At 64.6% G+C, this 18,800-nt stretch carries 20 protein-coding genes; 9 read left to right on the forward strand and 11 right to left on the reverse strand.

The genetic code is table 11. The features are described from left to right. Positions 1–59: 59 nt before the first annotated feature. The 3 genes from M4J39_RS14340 to M4J39_RS14350 form a co-directional block, all read right to left on the reverse strand. Positions 60–647, reverse strand: a complete 588-nt coding sequence (locus M4J39_RS14340; RefSeq protein WP_251729066.1) for a TadE/TadG family type IV pilus assembly protein — start codon at positions 645–647, stop codon at positions 60–62. Beyond that, positions 641–1,213 (reverse strand): TadE/TadG family type IV pilus assembly protein, encoded by a 573-nt coding sequence (locus tag M4J39_RS14345; protein ID WP_251729068.1) that lies wholly within the window; start codon positions 1,211–1,213, stop codon positions 641–643. The genes M4J39_RS14340 and M4J39_RS14345 overlap by 7 nt, the downstream gene beginning before the upstream one ends. A gap of 83 nt (positions 1,214–1,296) precedes the next feature. Next, positions 1,297–1,827: a pilus assembly protein N-terminal domain-containing protein gene (locus M4J39_RS14350; RefSeq protein ID WP_251729070.1), complete on the reverse strand. Its 531-nt coding sequence runs from the start codon at positions 1,825–1,827 to the stop codon at positions 1,297–1,299. A 409-nt stretch (positions 1,828–2,236) separates the two neighbouring features. Between M4J39_RS14350 and M4J39_RS14355 the strand changes: the two genes are divergently transcribed. The 9 genes from M4J39_RS14355 (at position 2,237) to M4J39_RS14395 (ending at position 11,055) form a co-directional block, all read left to right on the forward strand. Beyond that, positions 2,237–2,434 carry a Flp family type IVb pilin gene (locus M4J39_RS14355; protein ID WP_251729072.1) on the forward strand — a complete coding sequence of 66 codons (198 nt, stop codon included), beginning with the start codon at positions 2,237–2,239 and terminating at the stop codon, positions 2,432–2,434. 219 nt (positions 2,435–2,653) lie between these two features. Next, entirely contained in the window at positions 2,654–3,166 is a 513-nt protein-coding gene (locus M4J39_RS14360; protein ID WP_251729074.1) for a prepilin peptidase, read from the forward strand. 149 nt (positions 3,167–3,315) lie between these two features. Next, complete coding sequence (gene cpaB / locus M4J39_RS14365; protein ID WP_251729076.1) at positions 3,316–4,110, forward strand: Flp pilus assembly protein CpaB; 795 nt, start codon at positions 3,316–3,318, stop codon at positions 4,108–4,110. Positions 4,111–4,151: 41 nt separating this feature from the next. Next, positions 4,152–5,537: a type II and III secretion system protein family protein gene (locus M4J39_RS14370; protein WP_251729078.1), complete on the forward strand. Its 1,386-nt coding sequence runs from the start codon at positions 4,152–4,154 to the stop codon at positions 5,535–5,537. 22 nt (positions 5,538–5,559) lie between these two features. Further along, a complete protein-coding gene (locus tag M4J39_RS14375) occupies positions 5,560–6,270 on the forward strand; it encodes a CpaD family pilus assembly protein (RefSeq protein ID WP_251729080.1) in 711 nt (236 codons plus the stop codon). A 13-nt stretch (positions 6,271–6,283) separates the two neighbouring features. After that, complete coding sequence (locus M4J39_RS14380) at positions 6,284–7,555, forward strand: CpaE family protein (protein WP_251729082.1); 1,272 nt, start codon at positions 6,284–6,286, stop codon at positions 7,553–7,555. A gap of 23 nt (positions 7,556–7,578) precedes the next feature. Beyond that, positions 7,579–9,048 carry a CpaF family protein gene (locus tag M4J39_RS14385; protein WP_251729084.1) on the forward strand — a complete coding sequence of 490 codons (1,470 nt, stop codon included), beginning with the start codon at positions 7,579–7,581 and terminating at the stop codon, positions 9,046–9,048. 28 nt (positions 9,049–9,076) lie between these two features. Then, positions 9,077–10,075, forward strand: a complete 999-nt coding sequence (locus M4J39_RS14390; protein WP_251729087.1) for a type II secretion system F family protein — start codon at positions 9,077–9,079, stop codon at positions 10,073–10,075. 5 nt (positions 10,076–10,080) lie between these two features. Continuing rightward, positions 10,081–11,055 carry a type II secretion system F family protein gene (locus M4J39_RS14395; protein WP_371875458.1) on the forward strand — a complete coding sequence of 325 codons (975 nt, stop codon included), beginning with the start codon at positions 10,081–10,083 and terminating at the stop codon, positions 11,053–11,055. 72 nt (positions 11,056–11,127) lie between these two features. Here M4J39_RS14395 and upp read toward each other — a convergent pair whose 3' ends face one another. From upp to M4J39_RS14435, 8 genes are all read right to left on the reverse strand, one after another. Next, positions 11,128–11,754, reverse strand: coding sequence for a uracil phosphoribosyltransferase (gene upp, locus M4J39_RS14400; RefSeq protein WP_251729091.1), 627 nt, complete (start codon positions 11,752–11,754; stop codon positions 11,128–11,130). 92 nt (positions 11,755–11,846) lie between these two features. Beyond that, positions 11,847–12,806, reverse strand: coding sequence for an adenosine deaminase (gene add / locus M4J39_RS14405; protein WP_251729262.1), 960 nt, complete (start codon positions 12,804–12,806; stop codon positions 11,847–11,849). A 37-nt stretch (positions 12,807–12,843) separates the two neighbouring features. Beyond that, positions 12,844–14,061, reverse strand: coding sequence for a phosphopentomutase (locus M4J39_RS14410; RefSeq protein WP_251729094.1), 1,218 nt, complete (start codon positions 14,059–14,061; stop codon positions 12,844–12,846). Between the two features lie 86 nt (positions 14,062–14,147). After that, positions 14,148–15,464, reverse strand: a complete 1,317-nt coding sequence (gene deoA / locus M4J39_RS14415) for a thymidine phosphorylase (protein ID WP_251729096.1) — start codon at positions 15,462–15,464, stop codon at positions 14,148–14,150. Further along, complete coding sequence (locus M4J39_RS14420; RefSeq protein WP_251729098.1) at positions 15,461–16,282, reverse strand: purine-nucleoside phosphorylase; 822 nt, start codon at positions 16,280–16,282, stop codon at positions 15,461–15,463. The genes deoA and M4J39_RS14420 overlap by 4 nt, the downstream gene beginning before the upstream one ends. Positions 16,283–16,288: 6 nt before the next feature. Next, a complete protein-coding gene (locus tag M4J39_RS14425; protein WP_251729102.1) occupies positions 16,289–16,708 on the reverse strand; it encodes a cytidine deaminase in 420 nt (139 codons plus the stop codon). A 1-nt stretch (position 16,709) separates the two neighbouring features. Further along, the gene (locus M4J39_RS14430) at positions 16,710–17,678 is read right to left on the reverse strand and encodes an ABC transporter permease (protein WP_251729103.1); all 969 of its coding nucleotides are present in this window, start codon (positions 17,676–17,678) and stop codon (positions 16,710–16,712) included. An 11-nt stretch (positions 17,679–17,689) separates the two neighbouring features. Further along, positions 17,690–18,793: an ABC transporter permease gene (locus M4J39_RS14435; protein ID WP_251729104.1), complete on the reverse strand. Its 1,104-nt coding sequence runs from the start codon at positions 18,791–18,793 to the stop codon at positions 17,690–17,692. Positions 18,794–18,800 lie beyond the last annotated feature (7 nt).

Raw genomic sequence — 18,800 nt, forward strand, 5'->3', positions numbered from 1 at the left:
GCTCGTTAACTGCCATATCGCCGGCAGTTGCCGGGTAAAGCTGCCACGGCAAGCGACGCCTAACCGGTAAAGGTGATCGTGTTTCCCTGGCGTGGCTTCAGAAAGAACACGTGCTCGAGATTATAGACGGTACTGCCCGTGATGCTCTTCATGACGTTGGCGAAGGGCGAGGTGAAGGCGTAGGTGACCCGCCCCACGACGACCTCGTCGCCGACCGTTGCAATGGTATCGGGAACCGCGAGCCCGGCGGGCGGAGCCACATTGACCGTCGCGGCCGTATCGTGGCGCGCCTTCGACCATGCGACCTTCTGTCCCGACGAGGTAATGTCGACAACGACCAGAACGACCTTCGCCACGGAGGCGTCGTAGGGCTCGATAATGGCTGTTGTCGCGTCGAATATGTTGTTCATCATCGCCGAGCTGATCGAGCTCTGCTGGGCGACGAGATCGGATATGGTGCTGGCCGCCCGGCTGACCTTGCGATCGACGATCAGCGCCGTCGTCACCTCGCCGCAACCGGCATAGATGATCAGCATCAGCGGCAGGATCAGCGCGAACTCCACAGCCGACACGCCCCGACGCTCGACCGCGAAGCGCCCGACGAGCCGACCGAGCCGCACCCCGAGCTGGCCGAACCGCGCTACCATGGGAATGGCTCCGTCTGAAAGGCGACGACGGCGCCGAGCAACTGTTCGCCGTTCGCCAGCCTCGTGCTGCTGCGCGCCAGCATGTTGAACAGAACCGGCCAAGCGTAGAAGCTGCGGACCACGATGATCTCGTTCTTGTTGCCGTTGGTGTACTGCGTCGACGTTATGTTGCCATCCTCGTCAAGCGGACTGGTTGGCGCGTAGGACGTGAAGCTCGAATAGGATTGCACGTCGACGTAAAGGCGCGTCTCGCAATCGACGAGGTTGACCATGCCCTCGCAGACCTTGGTCTTGAACTGCTCCTGGGAAAGTGACTGCGCCTTGGCCTCGCCCGTCCGGATCAGGCGGGAAGCCGACACGGTGGCGGTGTCGAGCAACTGACCGACGAAGAACATCAGCGCCATTTCGAGAATGGCGAACAGCAGCAGGAAGAACGGAATCGAGACGATGGCGAACTCCACCGCCACCGCGCCACGACGATCGGACAGAAGCCGCCCATGCGGAGACGCGCCATCTCCGGCCGTACCGGTGGGGCGATTACGATGGAAGGGCCAGATCCTGCGCAATGAGGCTTCTCCCGCTGCGAATAGGCTCGCAAGAACGGAGTGTGCCCCCGAACACCTTACCAAGCAGTGTAACCGATCGTGAACTATTGGCTGTTCGGCGCGGCGGGAACCGAGGCGCCCGAGGAGTTTCCGCTCGCACCGGTCGCCGTGGTGGTCGGGGCGCCGCTGCCCGAGCCATTGTGCTGGGCAACCTGCCCGAGAATGCCGCCGAAGTGTTGCGAGTCGTCGCCCGGCACGGCAGCCGGCTGGCAATCCGGCAAACAGCTCAGGGATTGCCGCTTGGCTCCCTTGTAGACGGTAACCAGATTCTCCGTCGCTGCAAGCACGGCGAGCTGGACGTCGGTGATGGTCTCGCCCTGCTCGTCAAGAACGATGAGGTTGGTCTGGCCATAGGCTCGACCGGTGACGATCAGCGTCTGCGCATCCTGCAATGTCGCATCGGCGATCGCCGGGTTGCCGATCACGATCGTGCTCGCCGGGGCGGCGAGGCGATAGATCCGGGCCTGGTCGAGCTCGACCTTCACCATGTCGGCGGCGCCGCTGGCGACGGGCGCGCCGACCGTTCCAATCACCACGGCCGCAAGAAGAGCCGAACGCACGAGCCTTGAGGACATGGGACGCTCCGGTAACCATCTGTTCACCGAGATCATCCCGAAAGTTGGTAAACAAAGCGCCAACGCTATCGCACTTCTCGGCGTTTCGGACTGATGCAGCCCGGCGGAGTGCAGCGACCGTTTCAAAATGGACTTGTCGCTAGCCTTCGCGAAGCAACGAAAAGAAGCCTTTTCTGGACCTCCTTGGTATTTGCCGGCTCTCGACGCAAGGTAAATGAAGAGTTTTCTGCCCAGCAGTTCAGTTAACTTTAACCATCCAACGACTTCCACCGATAGAGGCGAGTTTCTACGATCACCTTAACTCACTGGAAACAGCTGGCGGTCTAGATTGATCGCGGTTCAGACGGGTCAGGCGAAAATAGACCATCGAACCTGTGCTGTCAGATATGTGAGCTTAGGAGTACCTCAAATGAAGGCTCTCGTTTCGCGTTTCCTTAAGGACGAGTCCGGCGCCACCGCCATCGAATACGGCCTGATCGCCTCGCTGATCGCCGTTGCCATCATCACCGCCGCCACCACGCTCGGCACTAACATCAGCGCCACGTTCAATAAAATCACCACCGAGCTCAACAAGTCGGGGACGACTGGCACCGGCACCGGCACATAATCCAGTCCAGGCAAGACGATCCAAGCGATCGGGGAAGACGCCTACCTGAGGCGTTCTCCTCGTGGGAGCCTTGGAAGTCGGATTTCCCAAAGGGGAGGCCAAAACGGCCTCCCCTTTTTTGGTTCCCGGAAGGTCACCACTGTTCAGGGGCCATTTACCCTGTTTGGCTAGTCTCGCTCGCCGTCCCCCTTCTGGAAGGCACCCTGGAGACCAACCGCCTTGAACATCGCCGCCTCCCTCCTTAGTGCCGTCTTTCCCATCGTGGTCACGGTCGCCGCCTGTTACGACTTCCTGACCATGCAAATCCCCAACAGATTTCCAGCGGTACTCGCCATCGCCTTTCTTGCCTTGGCGTTTCTGATCGGTCTGCCACTTCCGACGATCGGCCTCCATGTTGTTATCGGCATCGGTCTCCTCGTCGGGACCTTTGCCCTGTTTGCCTTCGGCTATCTCGGTGGAGGCGACGCCAAGCTCGCCTCGGCCATCGCACTCTGGCTAGGCATTGAACAGGCTCTACCTTTCCTGATCCTGACCGCTTTGTTCGGCGGTGCGCTGTCGCTCGCCATATTGAGCTTTCGATCCCTACCGCTTCCCGGTTTCATGCTTGGCTGGACTCCGGCCCAGCGCCTGCACGAGAAGGGGGCCGGCATTCCCTACGGTGTGGCGATCGCCGCGGCCGCACTGATGGTTTTCCCCGATACCCTTTGGTTCACCGTCTTCGCTTCGATGTGACGTCAAGGAAGTCCATTTCCCGACGAGTCCCGAACGGCCGAAACAAACCGAGACGATTTCAAACACCTTATTAACCATAAATTCAGCGTTACCCCGTGTACTTGGACGTCGAATGGAACGTTCGTCGTCCTGCGTCGCGAGGCAACATCATGCGCCCGATCCAATTGATCATTTTGCTCGTCGCTGGTGTCGCCGCCGCTGGCGCCGGCCTCATCGCGACACGGATCGGCACCCGCGACACCGCTGCGCCGCAGGAAGTGGCGGTCCAGCCCGCCGCCCCTCCGATCGACCTCGAAGACGTTCTCGTCGCGGCCAGGGACATCGGAATCGGCAAGGGTATCGACGCCGACAGCCTCGTCTGGAAACCCTGGCCCAAGGACGGATTGAGCGAGGGTTATATCCAGCGATCGGGTGAGCCGGACGCCGTCACCGATCTCAAGGGCATGCTGGCGCGCACACCCATCCTCGCCGGCGAACCCATCCGCAAGGCCAAGCTGGTGCGATCGGATCGCGGTTTCCTGTCCGCCGTGCTGCCCGAGGGCATGCGCGCCGTGGCAGTTCGCGTCAACGCCGCCTCGACGGCCGGCGGCTTCATCCTGCCGGAAGACCGCGTCGACATCCTGCTGGTGCGCCAGAAGGACGCCAACGAGGCCGTGGCCGAGACCATCCTCACCGATGTGAGGGTGCTGGCCATCGACCAGTCGGTACAGCAGACCGGCGACGACAAGCAGCCATCGATGGTCGCGCAAAACACGGCAACGCTGGAGCTCACACCCGACCAGACCGAACTCGTCACCCAGGCTCAGCAGATCGGTTCGATCTCACTGGCGCTGCGTCCGCTCGTCGACGCCAACCAGCCCGCCGCACGGCAACGCAAGCCGACCGGCATCGCCGTCGTGAAATTCGGTGTCGTCTCCCGCGTCACGGCTCAGCAAGCGCCATGATCAAAAAGCTTCGACCGATCGCAACTCCAGGAACCCCGGTCATGAACCGCTGCCTAGCGCTGATTCTTCCTCTCGCGGGCCTTCTTGTCGCCAGCCTCGCGGATACGCCGGCCCGGGCCGCCGATCCTGCCGCCATTCGTTCGGTGAGCGAGATCGAGGGGCGGGTCGTCAATCTCGGCCTCAACAAGTCGATGGTGATCGACCTGCCCGAGGACATCCGCGATGTCCTGGTGTCCAACCCGGCCGTCGCCGACGCAGTGGTGCGCAACAACCGGAAGATCTACCTGATCGGCATGAGCGTCGGCGAAGCCAACGTCTTCCTGTTCGGCGATGGCAACCGCCAGATCGCCCATTTCGAGCTGGTCATTGGCCGCGACACCGTTGGCCTCGAAAGCACGCTCGCCGAGGTGATTCCCGGCTCGCATATCAAGGCGCAGTCGCTCGGCGACTCGCTCGTGCTGTCGGGCACGGTAACCTCCCCGGAAGCGGCGGCGACGGCTGCGACTATCGCGGCCAAGTTCGTCGGCTCGAGCGACAAGATCGTCAACTCGATCACCGTCTCCGGTTCCGACCAAGTCAATCTTCGCGTTGTCATCGCCGAAGTGGAAAAGAACACCGTCCGGAAACTCGGCATCGACATGGCCGGCACGGTGGGCGCCGTTGCCGCTGCGAGTTCCCCCAACAACCTCGCCTACAATCTGGCGGGGCTATCGTCCGATTCCACCAAGTTGTTCGGCATAACCGATGGGTCCGCCAGCTCGGCGGTCAACATCGGAACCGACCGCTTTACCATGATGATCAACGCCCTGAAGACGCAGGGCGTGGTCCGAACGCTGGCCGAACCGAACGTCACCGCCATCTCCGGTCAGCCGGCCAAAGTGGTGGTGGGCGGCGAGATCCCCTACACGCTGGTCAGCGACAACGGCAACACGATCAACTTCAAGGAATACGGCGTCATTCTGAAGTTTACGCCGGTGGTGCTGAGTTCCGGGCGCATCAGCCTCAACATCAACACCGAGGTGAGCGACATCGACACCTCGCTCAGCTCCAGCGTGCCCGCCCTGAAGAAACGCGGCGCAGAGACCACGGTCGAAGTCCCGTCGGGCGGCGCCATCGCCATCGGCGGACTGCTGCGCGACAACATCTCCAAGACCATCAACGGCACGCCGGGTCTGTCCGATCTGCCGATTCTCGGCGCGCTGTTCAAGAGCGATGCCTACCAACGCCAGCAGACCGAACTGGTGGTTTTCGTGACGCCCTATCTCGTGAAACCGACCGCGCCTTCCGCGATCACCCGGCCCGATCAGAACCTCAACTTCCAGGCCGATGCCCAGAGCTATTTCCTGAACCAGATCAATCGTATCTACCGCGTCAACGGCGCCGCTTCCGGTTCCTACCAGGGCCGCTACGGCTTCTCCTATGAATGAGCCGGCGCAGCGGAGGAGTGCCATGCAGGCGATGAACTTCCTTACCCGTCACAAGAGACTGCTACGCCGGTCCGCGAGGCCGGCAGCGATCGTCTTGGTGCTCGCATTGTCCGCCTGCAACCAGAAGGGCCAAGCGCTGACGGACGGTCTGCCGGTCGATGGCTACCGCACCGCCTATCCGATCGCCGTTACCGAGGCGCCGCAGACGCTCGACATCCCGGTCGGGACCGGCACCGGAGGCCTTTCGCCCGAGCTTCGTGCCGTCGTGGCCGACTTCGGCGCCGACGCCGCGCGAAACGCAACCGGGCCTGTCGTCGTGATGACGCCTGCGGGATCGGTCAACCAAGCCGCCGCCGATTATCTCGCCCGCCAGATCCGGACCACGCTCAAGCAGTCGGGCGTCGCGCCAACCTATCTGAGGTCGCAGACCTACGCCGTCGCCGATGCCCGTATTCCCGCGCCGATCCGGCTCGGCTTCACGCGCATCAAGGCCGTCAGCCCACCTTGCGGCCGTTGGACGACCGACATCATGCCCGACAATCAGAAGGGCGATGACGGCGCCGAGTTCGGCTGCGCCACCCAGGCCAATCTCGCGGCCATGGTGGAAAATCCGAACGACCTCCTGATGCCTCGGGCCGAGACACCGGTGCGCGGCTGGCAGCGCTGGGACATGTTGCAGAAGGCAGCCAAGGGATCGAGCCCGTCGGCTACCTATCCGACTTCGACCTTCTAGGAATCCGACGGCCATGACCACCGACGACACGCTCGTTCCCCCCTCTTCCGGCCGCGCCGCCGATTCAGACGGACTGAAGCCGGTGCCGCGCATCGCCATTCAGGCCTTCTGCGAGACACCGGAAATCGCCGATGTGCTGGAACAGGCGGCCGCTGATCGCCGCATGGCCAAGGCGCATGTCAAGGTGCATCAGGGTGGCGTCGCCGCCGCTCTTGATTTCTATGCCGCTGCGCCGACACCGAACCTGCTGTTCGTGGAAACGCGCGAGCGGCGTGAACAGGTACTGGACCAAGTGGACCAGCTGGCCACCGTCTGCGACGCCGGGACCAAGGTGGTGCTGATCGGCCATCACAACGACGTCGCCCTCTATCGCGACCTGATGCGGCGCGGCGTCTCCGAATACATGGTCGCCCCCTTCGACCTTTACGACGTCATCCGCGAGATCGGCGAGATCTACTTGGCGCCGGATGTGAAGCCGGTGGGACGGACCATCGCCTTCGTCGGCGCACGCGGCGGGTCCGGCTCGTCCACCGTCGCTCACAACGTCGCCTTCGCCCTGTCGCGAAACTTCGACGGGGGTGTCGTCCTGGCCGACCTCGATCTGCCGTTCGGCACGGCGAGCCTCGATTTCAACCAGGAACCCGCGCAGACGCTTGCCGATGCGCTCGCCGCCGGCGAGCGGGTCGACGACGTCTTTCTCGACCGGTTGCTGGCCAAATGCGCCGACAACCTTAGCCTGCTCGCCGCACCGGCAACGCTCGATCGCTCCTTCGATCACGACGAGATGGCCTTCGAGCCGATTGTCGATGCCGCCCGCGTCAGCGCTCCGGCCGTCATCCTCGACCTGCCACACGTCTGGACGGCCTGGGTCCGCCGGCTTCTCGGCGCCGCCGACGAGGTGGTGATCACCGCCATGCCGGACCTCGCCTCTCTCAGGAACGCCAAGAATCTCATCGACCAGCTGAAGATTGCCCGGCCGAACGACGAGGCGCCGCGCCTCGTCATCAACCAGGTGGGACTGCCGAAGCGCCCCGAGATCAAGCCCGCCGACTTCCAGAAGGCGCTGCAGCTCGAACCGGCCGCCATCATCCCCTTCGATGCCGCCCTGTTCGGCACGGCGACCAACAACGGCCAGATGCTCGCCGAGATCAACGCGCGGTCACCGATCGCGCAGATCTTCGAAACGCTCGCCGCGCGGCTGACCGGCCGCACGACGGTGCGCAGCGGCCGCAAGTCGGCGCTCAGTCCCCTGCTCGCCCGTCTGCCGCGCCTCAAGGCGCACTGACGGTCAGGACGCGGAGAGGTTCAATGTCCTTTGGCAAGCGTGGCTCTTTCGGTTCGGCACAGGAGAAACCGGCTGCGGCCCCGGCAGCGCGGGTCGTCGAGGCTGCGCCCGTCGTCGCTCCGGCGGCCAAGCCGGCGCCTGCCCCCGCCGCCCGCTCCGCGCCTCCGGCGCCGGAGGTGCAGGAACGGCGCAAGTCCGACAGCTACTACGACACCAAGTCGTCGATCTTCTCGGCGCTGATCGAGACCATCGATCTCAGCCAGCTCGCTAAGCTCGACATCGAGACGGCGCGCGAGGAAATCCGCGACATCGTCGGCGACATCATCTCGCTGAAGGCGGTGGTGATGTCGATCTCCGAGCAGGAAGAGCTGCTCGACGACATCTGCAACGACGTTCTCGGCTACGGTCCGCTCGAACCGCTGCTGGCGCGCGACGATATCGCCGACATCATGGTCAACGGGGCCAACGCCACCTTCATCGAAGTCGGCGGCAAGATGGTCAAGACCGGCGTGCGGTTCCGCGACAACGTGCAGCTGATGAACATCTGCCAGCGCATCGTCAGCCAGATCGGCCGCCGCGTCGACGAAGCGTCGCCGATCTGCGACGCCCGCCTTCCCGACGGCAGCCGCGTCAACGTCATTGCACCGCCACTCGCCATCGACGGCCCGACACTGACCATCCGCAAGTTCAAGAAGGACAAGCTGACGCTGCCGCAGCTGGTCAAGTTCGGCTCGATCACGCCAGAAGGCGCCACCATTCTCGAAATCATCGGTCGCTGCCGCTGTAACGTGTTGATTTCGGGCGGTACCGGCTCGGGCAAGACGACATTGCTCAACTGCCTTACCGCCTACATCGAGCCGACCGAACGCGTGATCACCTGCGAGGACGCCGCCGAGCTTCAATTGCAGCAGCCGCATGTCGTCCGCCTCGAAACGCGCCCGCCCAACCTCGAGGGCGAAGGCCAGGTGACCATGCGCGATCTCGTGAAGAACTGCCTGCGCATGCGTCCCGAGCGGATCATCGTCGGCGAAGTGCGCGGACCAGAGGCCTTCGACCTGCTGCAGGCGATGAACACCGGCCACGACGGCTCGATGGGCACGCTGCACGCCAACACACCGCGCGAGGCAATCTCCCGTATCGAATCGATGATTTCCATGGGCGGCTACACGCTGCCGTCCAAGACGGTGCGCGAGATGATCGTCACGTCGATCGACGTCATCATTCAGGCGGCGCGCCTCAGGGATGGCTCGCGCCGTATCACCCACATTACCGAAGTGGTCGGCCTCGAGGGCGACGTGGTGATCACCCAGGACCTGTTCGTCTACGACATCGTCGGAGAGGAAAGCGACGGCCGGCTGATCGGTCAGCATCGCTCCACCGGCATCGGCCGTCCGAAGTTCTGGGATCGTGCGCGCTACTACGGCGAGGAGCGTCGTCTCGCCGCCGCGCTCGACGCCTCCGAGGCGCCAGCACCGTCAGGCGCATATAGCTGATCGAGCGGCGGCAACAGGGAGAAAGAGCATGGAGATCGACATCCGCATCCTTGCGATGATGGGCCTCGTCGGCTTCTCGATCGCCGCCTTGCTCTACGGCTTTCTCTACGGCCGCATCGAGCGACAGGCATCGGCCGAACGGCGCAGGACACTGGTGGCGGCACCAGCCGTCGATATCGATCGAACCAAGACGACCGCCACTCCGAGCGCCCGCCGTCGCAACGTCCAGGAAACGCTGAAGGAGCTGGAAGCCAAGCAGAAGCACAAGGCGTCCAAGTCCACCAACCCGCCGATGCAGCTCCGGCTTGCTCAGGCCGGGCTCAGCCTGACCATCGTTCGCTTTTACATCTATAGCACCATGACCGGCCTCATCATCTCGGTGGCCTGCTTGCTCGTCGGCCTGCCGGTCTTCCTAGTGCTCGGCGCCGGTTTCGTCGGCGCCGTTGGCCTGCCTCGCTTTCTGGTCAACTTCATCCGCAAGCGCCGTCACGCTGCCTTCATCGACGAACTCGCCAACGCCGTCGAGGTGATCGTCCGGGGCGTCAAGGCCGGCCTGCCGCTCAACGACTGCCTCAGGATGATTGCCAGCGAAGCCAAGGAGCCGGTCAAGAGCGAGTTTCGCACCGTGGTCGAGGCGATGCAGCTCGGCATGCCGATCGACGAGGCGGTCACTCGTATGTACGAACGCGTTCCGCTGCCGGAGACCAACTTCTTCGGCATCGTGCTGTCCATTCAGTCGAAGGCAGGCGGCAACCTGTCCGAGGCCCTCGGCAATCTCGCCAAGGTGCTGCGCGAGCGCAAGAAGATGCGCGCCAAGATCCAGGCCATGAGCATGGAGGCGAAATCCTCGGCCGGCATCATCGGTTCCCTGCCGATCATCGTCACCGTTCTCGTCTACCTCACCAGCCCCGATTACATCATGGTGCTGTTCGTCACGCCGATCGGACAGGTCGTCCTCGGCATTTCCATTCTCTGGATGCTGATCGGTGTCTTCGTCATGAAGCGCATGATCGCCTTCGACTTCTGAGAGGCATCATGGGCGCACTCATCGACACCCTGCGCGATCCGGTGGCCTTGATGGCCATTCTGGTATCGCTCGCCATCTTCGCCACCATTCTCAGCCTGGCCATGCCCCTCCTGTCGAGCGACCGGTTGCCGGCGCGCATGCGCGCGGTGGCCGACGAGCGCGAGAAGATCCGCCAGCGCGAGCGCGCCCGTCTCGCCGAGGAGGGACGCGGCTCGCTGCGCGGCAAGGAATCCAAGGCGTACATGCGCAGCCTCGTCGAACGACTGTCGCTCAGAAAGGCGCTGCTCGACGACAAGGGCGAGGAAAAGCTGAAACAGGCCGGCTTCCGCAGCGAGGCGGCCACCACCACCTTCCTGTTCGCCCGTTTCGTGCTGCCTTTCGGCTTTCTGATCCTGGCGATCTTTTACGTCTTCATCGTCTTGAAGATCGATCGCCCCCTGCCCTTCAAGGTGGGCATATGCCTGGTCATCGCCTACGCCGGGTTTTATCTGCCGATCATCTTCGTCTCCAACGCCCTGCAGAAGCGCCAGCAATCGATCAAGCGGGCCTTCCCCGATTCTCTCGATCTGCTCTTGATCTGCGTCGAAAGCGGCATGTCGATCGAGCACGCGTTCCGGCGCGTCTCCGAGGAGATCGGCAGCCAGTCGCTGCCGCTGGCCGAGGAGCTCAGCCTGACCACGGCCGAACTGTCCTTCCTGCCCGATCGTCGGCAAGCCTATGAGAATCTGGCCAACCGCACCGGCCTCGACGGCGTCAAGGCGGTCTGCCTCGCGCTGATCCAGTCCGAACGCTACGGCACGCCGCTCGGCCAGACCTTGCGCGTGCTCAGCCAGGAAAACCGCGACATGCGGATGAACGAAGCGGAAAAAAAGGCGGCGGCGCTGCCGCCCAAGCTGACCGTGCCGATGATCGTCTTCTTCCTGCCGGTCCTGTTCGCCGTCATCATGGCGCCGGCCATCATCAAGATCAGCTCGCTGTAAGCACTACCTTCGCAAACCGAAAAGCCCCGGTCGGTCGCCGGGGCTTTTCTTTATGCGACTATATTGCCGTGCTTACTTGGTACCGTACATGCGGTCACCGGCATCGCCGAGACCGGGCACGATGTAGCCCTTCTCGTTGAGGTGGCTGTCGATGGCAGCCGTGAACACCGGCACGTCCGGGTGCGCGTCGGTAAAGTTCTTGATGCCTTCAGGCGCTGCGAGAAGGCAGACGAAGCGAATGTCGCGAGCGCCGCGTTCCTTCAGCTTGTCGACGGCGGCGATCGACGAGTTGCCGGTGGCCAGCATCGGGTCGACCACGATGGTAAGGCGGTCGGACAGATCGGCCGGAGCCTTGAAGTAGTATTCGACCGGTTGCAGCGTCTCATGGTCGCGGTAGATGCCGATGTGAGACACGCGGGCCGCCGGCACCAGATCAAGCATGCCCTCGAGCAAGCCGTTGCCGGCGCGCAGCACCGAAGCGAACACCAGCTTCTTGCCCTCCAGCGTCGGTGCCACCATGGTCTGAAGCGGCGTCTCGATTTCCACCTCGGTAAGCGCCAGGTCGCGCGTCACTTCGTAGCAGAGAAGCGTCGAGATCTCGCGCAACAGCCGCCGGAAGCTCGCTGTCGAGGTTTCCTGCTTGCGCATGATGGTAAGCTTGTGCTGCACCAGCGGATGATCGATGACCTTGACGCTCATGGGTTCCTCGCGGACGTTGGGTTTTGGCGACCATAGAGACTCGGAGCCGCCTCCGAAACCGGCATTTTCCCCGATCTCCACCAGATTCCGGCTCACAGCCGGGCGAGAAGCCGCGCTTTGGTTGCCGCGTCGCAAAAGGCATCCTCGACCGCCGTGCGCGTCACCATGGCAAGGTCAGCCTCGGTCAGACCGAACGTGTCGCGCGCCACACGATACTCATGGCCGACCGACGTCCAGAAGAACGGCGGATCGTCGGTGTTGAGCGAATGGCGCACGCCTGCCGTCCGCAGTGCCGGCAATGGATGGTCGGCGTAGCTCTCGTAAACGCCAAGCGTGACATTGGACACCGGACAGACCTCAAGGTGGATGCCCTCATCGACAATGCGGCGAACGAGATCGGCATTCTCGATGGCGCGCACGCCATGGCCGATGCGCTTCACCGGAATGGCGTCGAGCGTTGCCGCCACTCCCTCCCAGGAACACCACTCGCCGGCATGACAGGTGAGCGGCAGACCAGCCTCGGAAGCGATCTGGAACGCGGGAGCGAACTCGTGTGGAGCATGAAGGCGCTCTTCGCCGGCCATGCCGAAGCCAACGACCTCCGGCACAAGGTTGTTCACGGCCATGCGTGCCGCTTCGACGCCCCGCTCGGGACCGTAGTGACGCTCGATGAGCGGGATCAGACGACCGACGATACCGGTCGCCGCCTCGGCCCGGCGCAATCCCTCAACAATTCCGTCGAGATAAGCGCGATAGCCGAGACCTGAGCGTTCGCCGAAGTCCGGCGACACGAAAAACTCCGTGTAGATGGAGCCGGCCGCAGCGGCCTGACGCTGGTAGACCTCGGCGATCTCGGCGAAATCCTCGGGGGTCCGGAAGACGGAGGCTGCAAGGTCGTAGGCGACGAGAAAGGCGGAGAAGTCCGTCCAGAGGTAGCGCCCTTCCGCGTCGAACAGGCGCGACACGTCTACCCCGTAGCGAGCCGCGTTGCGGCGGACGAGATCCGGCGCGGCGCCGGCTTCGAGATGAACGTGAAGTTCGGCCTTCGGCACCGAAGGCACGGCGGTCGGTTCGGTCATGGGTCGTCTTTCAGATCAGAGAGCGGCCATGCAGGCCGGGCGCAAGGCCAAGCCAGGCGGCAACGGTTTCGGCCATGTCGGCGAAGGTGTCAGGCCGTCCGGCCGACCCGGGCGGCACGCCCCGCCCGGCGAATAGCGCCGGCACGCGCTCGCGCGTGTGGTCGCTGCCGCGCCATGTCGGATCGCAGCCATGGTCGGCGGTGATGAGCAGCATGTCGCCCTCGCCCATCGCCGCCTCCACCTCCGGCAGACGCCGGTCGAAGGCTTCGAGGCAGGCGGCGTAGCCGGCAACGTCGCGCCGATGGCCATATTCGGTGTCAAAGTCGACCAGATTGACGAAGACGAGATCGCCGGCGCCGGCTTCGCCAAGGGCGGCGATGCCGAGATCGAGGTTGCCGTCGTTGGACTTGCCCTTGCGGGTGATGGTGATGTTCTGATGGGCGAAGATGTCGCCGATCTTGCCGATGCCATAGACCTTGCCGCCGGCCGCCTCGACGCGGGTGAGCAGCGTCGGTTCCGGCGGCGGCACGGCATAGTCGCGCCGGTTGGCGGTGCGCTTGAAGGTCTCTCTGGTCTCGCCGACGAAAGGACGGGCGATGACCCGCCCGACGCGGTAGGGATCGACCAGTTTGCGGGCGATCTCGCAGTCGGCCAAGAGTTTGGCGAGGCCGAAATGCGTCTCGTGAGCGGCGATCTGCAGCACCGAGTCGGCCGAGGTGTAGACGATCGGCTTGCCGGTACGGATATGCTCCTCGCCAAAGCGATCGATGATCGCGGTGCCGGACGCGTGGCAATTGCCAAGAATGCCCGGCACGCCGGTCTCGCGCACATAGGCGTCGATGAGGTCGGCCGGGAAGCTCGGCGGTTCCGGCGGGAAGTAACCCCACTCGAAGGGCACGGGAACGCCGGCGATCTCCCAGTGGCCGGACGGCGTGTCCTTGCCGCTCGACACTTCGGCGGGCGCGGCATAGCGCCCCTCGGCAGTGGTTCGAACGAAGCCGGCCGGCTTCTGCCCGGTCGCAAGCTCGGCGGCAAGCCCCAGACCGAGCCGCTCAAGATTGGGCAGCAACAGCGGGCCCGACCGCAAGCCGGCCTGGTCACCCCGGCCAGCCGCGCATTCGGCGGCGATATGGCCGAGCGTATCGGAACCCTCGTCGCCAAAGCGGGCGGCATCTGGCGCACCGCCGATGCCGAAACTGTCGAGCACGATGATGATGGCCCGTTTCATGGTTCCTCCCCGGCGCCCGAATGGCACCTCACCCTTGTCCGTCAGTCCCTGGGGCAGCGCCGTCCGCGACCGCCCCTTGGGAAGGCTTAGCCATCGACCCGTTCGATCACCGGCGAGCCGCGCTCCGGCCGATCGCCGAACCGATAGGCGGCAACCAGGGCTGCCGACGCGGCATCGGCTGCCGCCTCGCTCGCCGCATGGACGAAGCCGAGCGGATGGTCGGGACCGACGTTCTCGCCAAGACCGGCCAGCGCCGAAAAGCCGACCGACGGGTCGATCGGGTCCTGCGGCCGGGTGCGACCGCCACCGAGCCCGACGACGGCGACGCCGATCGCCCGTGCGTCAATGGCCGCGATCGTGCCGGCGTCCGGCGCATAGACCGGCTTCACCACCGGTGCCTTGGCCAGATAGCTGTCGGCCTTGGTGACGAAGTCGATCGGCCCGCCGAGCGCGCTGACCATGCTGCCGAAAATCTCGGCCGCCCGCCCCGAAGTGAAAGCCTCCTCGATCGCCACCCGCGCCTCGGCAAGGTCGGGCCTGAGGCCGCCGATCACCAACATTTCGGCCGACAGCGCGACCGTCACCTCCCACATGCGCGGATCGATGCGCTTGCCGGTGAGGAAATCCACGGCGAGCTGCACTTCCAGCGCGTTGCCGGCGGCGGTTCCGAGCGGCTCGTTCATGTCGGTGATCAGGCCGACGGTCGGCAGGCCGGCGCCATTCGCCACGTGGACGAGGCTTTCGGCCAGGGCGCGCGAGTCCTCAAGCGTCGCCATGAAGGCACCGGTGCCGGTCTTGACGTCAAGGACGAGGCCATGGAGACCGGCGGCGAGCTTCTTCGAGAGGATCGAGGCGGTGATGAGATCGATGCTCTCGACCGTGCCGGTAACGTCGCGGACGGAATAGACCCGCTTGTCGGCCGGCGCGAGATCGGCGGTCTGGCCGATGACGGCGCAGCCGACCTCGCGCACCACTTTGCGAAACAGCTCGTTGTCCGGCTGCGTCTTGTAGCCGGGCACCGTATCGAGCTTGTCGAGGGTGCCGCCGGTATGGCCGAGGCCGCGACCGGAGATCATCGGCACGTAACCGCCGCAGGCAGCAATGGCCGGCGCCAGCATCAACGACACGGTATCGCCGATGCCACCGGTCGAATGCTTGTCGAGGGCCGGTCCCGGCAGATCGGACCAGTCGAGCACGGTGCCGGAGTCGCGCATGGCGAGCGTCAGCGCCACCCGCTCGTCGATGGTCATGCCCCGGAAGAAGGTGGCCATGGCAAAGGCCGCCACCTGCCCCTCGGTGACCGAGCCTGCCGTCAGCCCCTCGACCATGAAGGCGATCTCTTCGCGGCTCAGAACCCCGCCATCGCGTTTGCGGCGGATGATTTCCTGCGGCAGGAAGCTCATGAGGAAGCTCCATAGGCGGCAACGACGCGCGGCAGCATGCGCCGGAGCTTGTCGGCTCCCTTCGGCGCCGCTTCCTTCACCTCCTCATGGCTGAGCTCCTGATCGGTGAGCCCGGCGGCCGGGTTGGTGACGGTGGAAACGGCGGCCACTTCGAGGCCCATGTAGCGGGCGAGGATCACCTCCGGCACCGTCGACATGCCCACGGCGTCGCCGCCGAGGATCTTGGCGGCGCGGATCTCGGCCGGCGTCTCGAAGGACGGGCCGGTGAACCAGACGTAGACGCCGGAATGCAGCGTGATGCCCTCGGCGGCGGCGGCCTCGCGGAACAGCTTCTGAAGCCGAAGGTCATAGGCCTGCGACATGCCGACGAAGCGTTCGTCACCCAGCTCGCCGACCAGCGGGTTGGAGCCGGTGAAGTTGATGTGATCGGTGATCAGCATCAGCTCGCCCGGCCCGACCTCAAGATGCAGGCCGCCCGCCGCGTTGGTCAGGATCACCGCCTTGCAGCCGATCAGCTTCAGCACCTCGATCGGCGTCTTCATGATCGCCGCTTCGCCGTGTTCATAGTAATGGGCGCGACCGGACAGGACCGCCACGGGCTGGCCGGCAATGCGGCCGATGACCAGCTCGCCCTTGTGGCTGGAGACGGTGGATACCGGGAAGCCGGGCAGGTCGGCGAAGGAGAAGCGGACCGCGTCCTCGACGCTGTCGGCAAACGAGCCGAGACCGGAGCCTAGCACCATGCCGACGATCGGCTTCAGATCCGTCTTGGCAGCGATCATCGCCGCCGCGCGGGCAGCGTTGGAAACTTCGGACATGTTCGTTCACTCCTCAAGAACGAAACCGGCCGGCAACAGCTCGGCCATTGTGAAACGCTGGCTGGCGCCCTCGGGATCGGCAGCCCAGACTTCTGTGGACGGGGAGGCCGCGAACTCCATGAGGCGCTGACGGCAGCCGCCACAGGGTGTGCAGAAGCGGCCGCCCGGCACGCGTTCGCCGTCAATGCGGTTTGCCACCACCACGGCACGAACGATGCGCTTGGCGCCGCCCATCACCAGATGGCCGATGGCCGTCGTCTCGGCGCACCAGCCTTCCGGAAAGGCGGCGTTCTCAACGTTGCAGCCGGCGTAGATGTTGCCGTCGTCGGCGAGCAACGCCGCGCCGACGGCATAGTTGGAATAGGGTGCGTGCGCCTTGGCGCGAGCGGCGCTCGCGGCTGTGAACAACCTGTGGAAATCGTCCATCTCAGCGCTCCTTGACGTAGGGCACGCCGCCGGCCTTCGGCGGCCGGGCCACGCCGATGAAGCCGGCGAGCAGAACGCAGGTCAGCACATAGGGCAATGCCTGGAAGATCTGCACCGGCACCTCGCCGATGCCCGGCACGCTCTTGCCCTGCATGAAGTTGGCGAAGGCGTCGAGGAAACCGAACAGCAAACAGGCCAGCATAACCGGCACCGGCCGCCACTTGGCGAAGATCAGCGCGGCGAGCGCGATGTAGCCCTTGCCGGCCGACATGTCCTTCACGAACCCCGCCGACTGGGCGATGGAGAGATAAGTGCCCGCGCAGCCGCAGAGAATGCCGGCGCAGATGGTCGCGCGATAGCGCAGGAAGGTGACCGAGATGCCGGCGGTATCGACGGCGCCCGGATTTTCGCCTACCGCGCGGAGGCGCAGGCCGAAGCGTGTGCGATAGAGCACCCACCAGGAGGCCGGCACGGCAAGGAAGGCCAGGTAGGTCAGGATGTTGTGGCCGGAAATGATGTTGGCATAGAAGCGGCCGAGGAAGCCGGTGTCCCGGAGCTCGGCGGCATAGGGGAAGACGATCTCGGTGAAGCGTGCCGAGGCGGCGAGCGGCGGCGTGCGGCCACCCTGGCTGAACCAGGCCTGCCCCAGCACCGCTGTCAGGCCTGACGCCAGGAAGTTGATGGCGACGCCCGAGACGATCTGGTTGCCGCGATTGGTGATCGACGCGAAGCCGTGGATCAGCGAGATCAGCACCGACACGGTGATGCCGGCGAGAAGGCCAAGCCAGGGTGAGCCGGTCATGAAGGCGGCGACGGCGGCGGCGAAGGCCGAAAACAGCATCTTGCCTTCGAGGCCGATGTCGAACACGCCGGCCCGCTCGGTGAACAGACCCGCCAGCGCGGTGAAGATCAGCGGGATCGACAGGCGAATGGTCGAGCCGAGGATCGAGATGAGGTCAAGGTTTTCCATGGATCTCCTCCTCAGGCCTTGCCGAACCGCTGCCACACCCGGACGATGGCCGGGCGGAACAGGTATTCGAGGGCGCCGGCGAACAGGATCACCAGACCCTGGATGACGACGATCATGTCGCGAGTGATCTTCGGCATGTCGAAGGACAGGGCGTCGCCGCCCTGATAGAGCACGCCGAACAGGATGGCGGCGAGCACGATGCCGAGCGGATGGCTGCGCCCCATCAACGACACGGCGATGCCGACGAAACCGGCGCCACCGACGAACTCCACTTGCAGGCGGGCCGAAGCGCCGAGCACCGGATTGAGCGCCATCATGCCGGCAAGACCGCCGGAGATCAGCATGGTGATGATCACCGTCTTCACATAGGGAATGCCGGCGTAGATCGCGGCCGTCGGGCTGGCGCCCAGCGTACGGATCTCGTAGCCGAGCTTGGTCCGCCAGATCAGCACCCAGACCACGACACACATGAAAAGCGCGATGAGGAAGGACACGTTGAACGGCGCCGGGCCGAGCTTGCCGCCAAACATGGCGATCAGCCAGTCGAGCTTGGGCAACTGGCCGCCTTCCAGGAAGACGCGGGTTTCCGGCGCCATCTTGCCCGGCACGATCAGCACGTGGACGAGCAGATAGACCATCATCGCCGCGCCGATGAAGTTGAACATGATGGTGGTGATGACGATGTGGCTGCCGCGCTTGGCCTGCAGCCAAGCCGGGATCAGCGCCCAGGCGGCGCCGAAGATCGCCGCGCCGGCCACGGCGAACGGCATCGTCACGTACCAGGGCACGTAATGGTCGAGCGCCAGCGAGGCGAGCGCCGCGCCGAGGCCGCCGACATAGGCCTGGCCTTCCGAGCCGATGTTGAACAGGCCAGCATGATAGGCGACCGCCACCGACAGGCCGGTGAAGATGAAGTTGGTGGCATAGTACAGCGTGAAGCCGATGCCTTCGCCATTGCCGAGGGCGCCCTGCAGCAGCAGCGTCACGGCATCGAGCGGACTTTCCCCGATGAACCAGACGACGACGCCGGAGATCAGGAAGGCGACCACGAGGTTGAGAAACGGCATCAGGCCGTAGGTGATCCAGTTGGGAAGCGGAACGGACGCGGTGCTCATCTCGGCC

Source organism: Pleomorphomonas sp. NRK KF1, assembly GCF_023721755.1.
GTDB lineage: Bacteria > Pseudomonadota > Alphaproteobacteria > Rhizobiales > Pleomorphomonadaceae > Pleomorphomonas.

Coding starts and splice junctions, on each gene's coding strand:
- M4J39_RS14385 (WP_251729084.1), top strand. CDS start 7,579: ATGTCCTTTGGCAAGCGTGGCTCTTTCGGTTCGGCACAGGAGAAACCG.
- deoA (WP_251729096.1), bottom strand. CDS start 15,464: ATGAGCTTCCTGCCGCAGGAAATCATCCGCCGCAAACGCGATGGCGGG.
- M4J39_RS14375 (WP_251729080.1), top strand. CDS start 5,560: ATGCAGGCGATGAACTTCCTTACCCGTCACAAGAGACTGCTACGCCGG.
- M4J39_RS14425 (WP_251729102.1), bottom strand. CDS start 16,708: ATGGACGATTTCCACAGGTTGTTCACAGCCGCGAGCGCCGCTCGCGCC.
- M4J39_RS14410 (WP_251729094.1), bottom strand. CDS start 14,061: ATGAAACGGGCCATCATCATCGTGCTCGACAGTTTCGGCATCGGCGGT.
- cpaB (WP_251729076.1), top strand. CDS start 3,316: ATGCGCCCGATCCAATTGATCATTTTGCTCGTCGCTGGTGTCGCCGCC.
- M4J39_RS14350 (WP_251729070.1), bottom strand. CDS start 1,827: ATGTCCTCAAGGCTCGTGCGTTCGGCTCTTCTTGCGGCCGTGGTGATT.
- M4J39_RS14380 (WP_251729082.1), top strand. CDS start 6,284: ATGACCACCGACGACACGCTCGTTCCCCCCTCTTCCGGCCGCGCCGCC.
- M4J39_RS14420 (WP_251729098.1), bottom strand. CDS start 16,282: ATGTCCGAAGTTTCCAACGCTGCCCGCGCGGCGGCGATGATCGCTGCC.
- M4J39_RS14340 (WP_251729066.1), bottom strand. CDS start 647: ATGGTAGCGCGGTTCGGCCAGCTCGGGGTGCGGCTCGGTCGGCTCGTC.
- M4J39_RS14390 (WP_251729087.1), top strand. CDS start 9,077: ATGGAGATCGACATCCGCATCCTTGCGATGATGGGCCTCGTCGGCTTC.
- M4J39_RS14430 (WP_251729103.1), bottom strand. CDS start 17,678: ATGGAAAACCTTGACCTCATCTCGATCCTCGGCTCGACCATTCGCCTG.
- M4J39_RS14370 (WP_251729078.1), top strand. CDS start 4,152: ATGAACCGCTGCCTAGCGCTGATTCTTCCTCTCGCGGGCCTTCTTGTC.
- upp (WP_251729091.1), bottom strand. CDS start 11,754: ATGAGCGTCAAGGTCATCGATCATCCGCTGGTGCAGCACAAGCTTACC.
- M4J39_RS14435 (WP_251729104.1), bottom strand. CDS start 18,793: ATGAGCACCGCGTCCGTTCCGCTTCCCAACTGGATCACCTACGGCCTG.
- M4J39_RS14355 (WP_251729072.1), top strand. CDS start 2,237: ATGAAGGCTCTCGTTTCGCGTTTCCTTAAGGACGAGTCCGGCGCCACC.